Annotated in this window: 5 protein-coding genes; 2 read left to right on the top strand and 3 right to left on the bottom strand. The window is 63.6% G+C overall.

The window, feature by feature from the left end:
* Positions 1-255: 255 nt before the first annotated feature.
* On the top strand, positions 256-483 hold the full coding sequence (locus tag ABZ345_RS44465; RefSeq protein ID WP_359861311.1) for a hypothetical protein: 228 nt from the start codon (positions 256-258) through the stop codon (positions 481-483).
* Positions 484-909: 426 nt separating this feature from the next.
* Here ABZ345_RS44465 and ABZ345_RS44460 read toward each other — a convergent pair whose 3' ends face one another.
* The 3 genes from ABZ345_RS44460 to fxsT all read right to left on the bottom strand — a co-directional run bounded on the left by ABZ345_RS44460 (position 910) and on the right by fxsT (position 4893).
* The gene (locus ABZ345_RS44460; protein ID WP_359861309.1) at positions 910-1254 is read right to left on the bottom strand and encodes a hypothetical protein; all 345 of its coding nucleotides are present in this window, start codon (positions 1252-1254) and stop codon (positions 910-912) included.
* Positions 1255-1263: 9 nt separating this feature from the next.
* A complete protein-coding gene (locus ABZ345_RS44455) occupies positions 1264-2388 on the bottom strand; it encodes a hypothetical protein (protein WP_359861307.1) in 1125 nt (374 codons plus the stop codon).
* A gap of 378 nt (positions 2389-2766) precedes the next feature.
* Complete coding sequence (fxsT, locus tag ABZ345_RS44450) at positions 2767-4893, bottom strand: FxSxx-COOH system tetratricopeptide repeat protein (RefSeq protein WP_359861305.1); 2127 nt, start codon at positions 4891-4893, stop codon at positions 2767-2769.
* 699 nt (positions 4894-5592) lie between these two features.
* Here fxsT and ABZ345_RS44445 point away from each other — a divergent pair.
* Entirely contained in the window at positions 5593-6969 is a 1377-nt protein-coding gene (locus ABZ345_RS44445; RefSeq protein WP_359861303.1) for a hypothetical protein, read from the top strand.
* Positions 6970-7059 lie beyond the last annotated feature (90 nt).

Raw genomic sequence — 7059 nt, 5'->3', positions numbered from 1 at the left:
ACTACGCCACCACCACGAGGCCATGGTCCGATGGTCGATGATCCGCATCACCGTCCGACGACTCACACAGCCTCAGTAGCTCGGAAACAAGCACTAACAAACCATGATCACACCTTGGTCATGATCACAGACGACGCGACAGCATCCGTCGCGACCTGACCAAATCGATCACGCAATCAGCGACAGGACCACAATCGGCTAGCGCCATCAAGGCCACGGCTGATTCCGAACGGGAACGTCAAGGGCGGACGGTACGTGTCGGAGACGGTGGCGTTCGTCTCGCTTGATCGGCGAGCCCGCGAGGAGGTGCTGTTCGGTGATGGTCTGGAACTCACCGCCATGTTGCACCTGGCCTACGCCGAACTGGGTGACCTGGGCTTGAACTTCACTGCGGTCGACCAGGACATCACCACCACTGTGCGCAGAGCGCAGGCGGGCTCGTCCTGGTGCTGGCTGAACGCGGCGCCATCGTCGCCGCGTTGACGATGACCTTCCCGCCTGAAGAGCCGCTGCAGCGGCTCAGCCGCGAGGCGACGCTGCCGGACCGTCCATGGCTGAACCAGCCCGCCGTCGATCCGCACCACCGCGGTGGCGGCCGCGCTTCGCGGTTGTGGGCGGTGTCGGTCGGCGCATCTCACATCGGACTGGACACCGCCGTGCCTGCGACACCCTCGTGGACATGTACGAGCGGTGGGGCTTCAAGAGCAGGAGGTCGTGCAGTGGCCGGGCAAGACCTACCCCAACACGGTCATGGTGCTACCGCTCCGGCGCTGACGGATCAACGCCGTCCGGTATCACCGGTACCCGCGACCTGTTCATGACCTGACCGACGTGCCGTGCCTGGCCGGTGCCGGAGTCTCGCTGCTGGTGCTGCGGCACCCTGGGCTTGCGAAGCCGCTGGGTAGCGGATCACGGGGCAAGAGAGGCGAGAGCGGCCGCGGCCAGGGCGACCAACAGGAATGCCACTGCGATCAGGAACAGCCGCGTGGAGGTCTCGAGTTCCTTGAGCGCCTTGGCGAACTCGGCCAACCCTTCGAAGCTGTGCTTGATGGTCGCTCCGACGCCCGCCTGCCGTTGCCCGGCGCCGCCGTCGTCTCGCACGGCGGAGGGCCGGTCGAGCTGTTGGTCCAGCGCGAGCCGCACCTTCTCCTTGACCGGGCGCTCGTACTTGAACAGCTGGACTCCGGCGATGACGAGCAGGATGGCGCACGCGGTGATTCCTGCGAGTGCGACGCCTTCGGCGATGGACGGCATGGTGGTCTCCTAAGGACGGAACGACGCGCCGATCTTCGTGAGTTGGCAGGTGATGTCCTGGACATAGGTGAACGTGTCCTGTGGACATCCGCCGACGACGTGGCCGATGAGTTCGCCGGCACCGCGGGTGGCGGGTGCGCCGGACTGTCCCGCTTTGCTGATGCCGATCGCGGTGTCAACGACGTCTTCCCAGGCGGCGTGGTTGTAGCCCTCGTAGACTGCGAGAATGGCCCGCTTCGCCCAGGAAGTCCGTCCGAGCACTGTGATGTGGTCACGCGGCAACACGCTTCCGGTGACGGTGAGCGCGGAGCGGCCTTCCTCGTGTTTGTCCGGCAGCGCGAGCACCGCGATGTCGGCCTCGGGTGGACAACTCGCCGGGCGGCACATCGGGGAAGCGAAGGTCAGGACGGTGTAGGCCGATCCTTGCACCGTCACCGACGGGGCTTGGCAGACCAGGCCGTGGCTGGAACAGCTGTAGCTGTGGCACTGCTGTCCGGAGACACGAGCGCCGCAGCCGTTCTGGTCGCATCGCACTTCGACGGGCCCTCCCACCACGGAATGCAGCATCGCCGCGCAGACGACGTGGCCCGCTGTCGTCACGCCGGGCGCGCCCGACGCAGTCGTGACGCGGCAACCGAGCGTGCCATCGCGCGCCCTGCCTAGAACCGCGGAGACGGCCGTGCCCGGCGTGCAGTGGTACGGCGACGGGCGGTTGATCCCGCACACCTGCACAGCTATGAGTTCCTCGAGTGCGTTGAGCGGCTCCAGCATGTCGATCAGGTCGAGGTAGAACTGCCATTGCGCCCGGAACCTGGACAGCTCCATGCCTTCCGTCGACGCCATCGTGGCGTCGACGAGCAGTTCGGCGCACAGCGGCGACGCCTGGCTGTCGACGACGGCCAGGCTGATGCCGTAGATCCCGCAGACGCCGGGATGATCCGCCCACTTCTGCACGTTCTGAAGGCGGCCTTGCCGGTCGAGGCCGGGAGCCATGGACGTATCTTCCTGCGGCGCGGTGGTGAGGAACTCCAAGTCGCTCGCGAGGCTGCGGATACGGCCGTCGACGCGGCGGAGAGCCGGCATGACCTCTCTGGAAAGTCTGCCGGCCTCGGCCCAAAGGTCTGCGATCGCCATGGCGGGCCCTCCTCCGGGGGATTGTCTGTGCGGACGTTGTCGCGTCGGAGCGGCGGGTCATTACACAACTGGCACGCGGTTCTCGCGATCTGCCGGTGTTCAGAGCGTCTCCCACTACAACCACCGACGGCCACACAGAGCGCGGGAGCACGCTCCACGACGACCCGATTACCCGCTCACAGAATCAGGCTGTGGGGCCGTTTGTCGTCTGCGAGTACTCGGCGGCTTGATCAACGAGTACGAACCTGCGGCGGCCTGAGGCGCAGGTCAGACCGCCAGGCCTAGTTTTGGCACCCCACACCCAGGTCTGCATCCACGGCCAAGGAGTCGCCGACCGCCTCACGCCAAACGTGCACCGGCCGTTAGCCGAACGCGCTGCTATCTGGGTTCGGTATCGAGCACAGTGGACCAGCGGTCCAGTTCGCGCTGGGCGTGTCGCGTGTCCTGATGGTCCACGCCCTTGATTCTGATGTGATCTTCGACGAGCGCGGCGAAATGAGCCTTCGCTTCGGCGATATCGCCTGCCTGGCCCAGCCAGTGCGCCCAGCCGTGGCGGGTCCCCAACGTGTCGCGGCTGTCCTTGCCCAGAATGTCTTCGCAGTCGGTGAGCACGACCGCGTACAAGGAGCACGCCGATCGAGCGTCGCCCGCCTCACCGGTCCACCAGGCCAAACAGGCTCGAATGTAGAGACTGTCCTTGTGCCGGGCGCCCATGACTCGTTCGTGCACCGGTAGAAGATCGGCGTACATGTCCCTCGCACTGGCCGGATCACCCGCTTCGCCGACCCAGCGCGCCAGACCGATGCGCGCCTGCAAAGTTGTCACGTGTTCGTCGCCGAGCACCTGGGCTGCGTCCTCGGCCAATGACGCGTACAGATTCCTTGCCGAAACTACTTCTCCTAGTTCACCTGTCCACTTGGCAAGGCTGTCACGTGTCTGGAGCGTCTGCGGATGATCCGGTCCAGATATCCGTTCCAGGTCGGTCACGATCACCGCGTAACGATCGCGGGCGTCGTGAGGATCTCCCGTTCCTCCTATCCACCATGCGAGGTTCGAGCGAACTCCTAGCGTTTCAGGATCGTCGCCGCCTCTGACTCGTTGATAGTCTATGACAAGATCCGTCAGCATGGCTTTCGCCGTGGCGTCGGCGCCTAGGTATCCGGTCCACGCCGCGATGCGCACACGTAATCTCAGGCTGGTGATGTCGTCAGTAGGAAGGTGCCCGACAATGGTCAGTGCGTGCGGCTCGAGTCTCAGCCATGTGTCGATCGCCTCCCGGTCGGCGAACGCGGTCGGACAGGCCGCGAGGAGTAGGGCCGCGGTGTTTCCGGCCCATGCCGAGGCGAGTCCGGTCGACTCGAGGTGATCGCGGGCAAGAGCATGGAGCAGTCGGTGCACGCTCACGGTGAGCGCCGAATGCCAGCTGAGCAGACCTGACCTGTCCAGTTCCGCGCACGCCTTCCGGAGCATCAATGGGTCGTGAATCAATTGCTCTAACGCTTCGGTCACCGGGCCGTGGATACCTGAATCGACGTTCGCCCGTAGAATTTCGAACACTGGAATATCGTCCGGGGTCAACCATGCGCAGAAGTCGAACACGTCCTTCGCTGACGGAGACAACCGTTCATGGGCAAGATTCCAGGCAACAGTGACACTGCCGTCGTAATCCGGCGCCCTGCCCGAGGCGAGTACGGCCAGGCGGTTCTGGTGATACAGGTCGATGTACTCGCGTAGCGCCATTCGGTGCGCCGAACTGAACGCGCCTGCCTGGGCCAGGGCGAGCGGCAGATCGCCGAGCTCTTCTGCGACCGTCTCGGCGGTGGCACGGTCGTCATCATTGGACAATGACATGAGGACCTCGACCGAATCCTCGCGTTTGAGCGACGTGACTTCAATCCGGTGCCACGATCTCGGCCATTCTCCACTTCGGGTAGTGATGATGATGTCACCGGGGCCGACTGTGGGCAGTAATGAGGTGAAGCCGTATGCGTCGACAACGTTGTCGAACAATAGCAGCCATCGTCCGGGCGCGCTCGCGAATGCAGCGAACGCGGCGTGGATCGGGTCAGTGATCCACCGTGCCTGGTCTGGAGACAGAATTTCCAGCAGTTTCCTGAATTCATTCGGGATCGTGACCAGGTTCTCCGCGTGGATCCACCATATGATTTGGTACTGAGTGGCGTGTGACCGTGCGAATGCGCGCGCGAGACTGGTCTTGCCGACTCCGCTGATGCCGTGTAATACCTGTATGGCTGGCGTGGCGGTGGGTTCGCGTCGTGAGCGGTCGAAGTTGGCATCGATGCGGCTCAGCAGTCCCGCTCGCCCGACGACTTCGGTGAAGCCGCTCAGATGTCGTGAAATGGCCAGGAATGACTCAGGGATTGTGATGCCCCGGGTCTCTTCATTTAAATTGACATTATCGATGTGACCAGCCTGAACGAGGTTGTTGATTAGGTTGGCGGTGGCGGTGTTCAACACCTTAGTTTCACGGTTCTGATCTTCCACTGCGATCCTCTGAAGTTTTGAGGAACTGGCGAGAAGGTGAAATCGAGAGTGACCGTCGAGCTCGGCGTAACCAGCGGGCGGGCTGCAGTAGCGGCCATCCTGACGAAGTCCACACTGAACTGTTCCTCGCGAGCTGTCATCGGTAGCCGCTATCAGGTAGCTCCTCAAGCGTGGGCTTGTCGCCTTCGCCGACCATTGGCTCCTTCCGGGTGCGCGGCGAACCGGAGCACCCTAACTTCCTCATGATTGGTATCTCGGCAAGAGAGGAACAATCACCCGATGAGATGAGTAAGAGGAGGTCGGCTGCTCAGGTCTCTCGGCTTGGTGGGTGGCGGCGTATCGCGCATGCGGCTTCTGCCGACGCCAGGAGACGGTAAAACGCCGTAACGGCTGTGGTGAACATCTTGGCCTTCCCTGCATCGGCGCCATCGAGAGCTTTGACAGCTGCGCGTGTTGAGAACCAACCAGCCAACGAACAAGCCGGATGAGGATCAGGTACAGCAGTCGTAACGCTATGCCTGACGATCATGCTCCGTGGTGGACGATGCGCAATCGCTGGAGGTGAGCGAACCGTTGCAGAGTTCTGGCACCCCGCACCATAGGTTCGCCAGCCGAGAGATCAACAAAGGCGCCGTGGCCGCGTCCGAGGACACCCGAATGCCGGACCGCCAGGTCGAGCTGGAACTGGAGCGATTGTCCGTGGTCGCGTTCGCGATGTTCCATCGGGGCGCGCAATGGGTCACCGCAAGTGACCTCGACGACGATCTCGAGGCCCTGCTCGGCGCGACGCAGCCGAAGCCTTACGGGATGCGCAAGCCACTGAGCGAGGCAGACCGGATCGTCGGCCGGTTCTTCTCCGTGCAGTGCGCCAAAGCGATCCGCGAAGAGGAGACACTGCGCACCTACGAGTTCCTGCACGCCACCTTCGGCGAGTACCTGGTCGCGAGGTTCACCTGGCGCATCCTCAACGACCTGCACGCGAGCGAAGCTTCCCGATACCACCGCGTGAGCGGAGCACAACCGGACGACAGCCATCTGCACGCACTTCTGTCACTGACCCCGCTCACGTCCAGCAACTCCGTGATCGACTTTCTCATCGAACTCGCAGGCACCTCCGACGAGCGTGACTCACTGCTGAAACTGACCAGCGCCATCCTCGCGCTCGCACAGCACGGCAGGCCCAGAACCACCGAGGCGTACCAACCCGTCGTACGCACAGTGCCCGCCCGCCACGCCATCTACAGCCTCAACCTCGTCATCGTGGCAGCGATCCTCGGACGCGGTGCCCAATCCAAGGAACTGGGCATTCCCGACTGGTCCACTCAGGCGACCTTCTGGAAAGCCCAACTGTCCCCTTCGGACTGGCGCACCTTGTTCAGCTCCGTGAACGTCCGCTGGTCCAACGAGTCGTCGGTGTCCATCACGATCGGGAGCATGCTGCCAGACAAGGTCGAGTTCACCAGCTTGCACAGCCGCGTCACGCTACGCGAAGCCGCTTTGGACGCACACTTCACCGGAGACGCGTCGATCAACAAGTTCAAGTACGCGTTCGAGGCACTACCGGAAGGCCGCTTCGACGTCGAGTACGCCCGTGCCCTGATCGAACTCTTCGCCAGTCCGGTCGCCCCGACGGTCCGCGCCACAAGGTATCTGCACTGGGCCAGCCTCTTCCCGGACCTCGTGCTCGACGCCCTGCGTCGCGACATCACCGTCGACGCCGCCACACTGGCGAAACTCGCCGACACGGAGATGGGCGCGAGCAGCGCCTTCGTCATTCAGATCCTGGACCGCGTCGGCCGTGGAGGCGACGACAACGAGCTGCTGACGATCTTCAGATCGCTGGCCGGCCGCAGGCTTCGGGGAACAAACTACGGCCTGGCGCTCTTTGATGCCTGGCTGCGCCTGTACGAGAGCGGCTTCATGCCGGGCCAAGCCATCACCGAGATCGTGAACCTTGCTTCCGCGGTTGACCTTGTGCAGATCGAAGCAGCGCGCCCTGATCTGATCAAACGTCTGGACCTCGTCCTGACGGAAGCCGGCATCACCGGCGACAACCCAGACGCCACAGCCACCTAGGGCGTTGTCTCGGCAGGGTCCGAAGTGAGGCGTAGAAGATCTGGTTGGCGGCGTGGCCGTAGCGGTAGGACCGCGCCGCCGGTGCCACAG

It is taken from the genome of Lentzea sp. NPDC005914 (genome assembly GCF_040629405.1).
Classification (GTDB): domain Bacteria; phylum Actinomycetota; class Actinomycetes; order Mycobacteriales; family Pseudonocardiaceae; genus Lentzea.
Note: the sequence above shows the minus strand (reverse complement) of the source record. Positions and strands in the feature narration are given on the sequence as shown.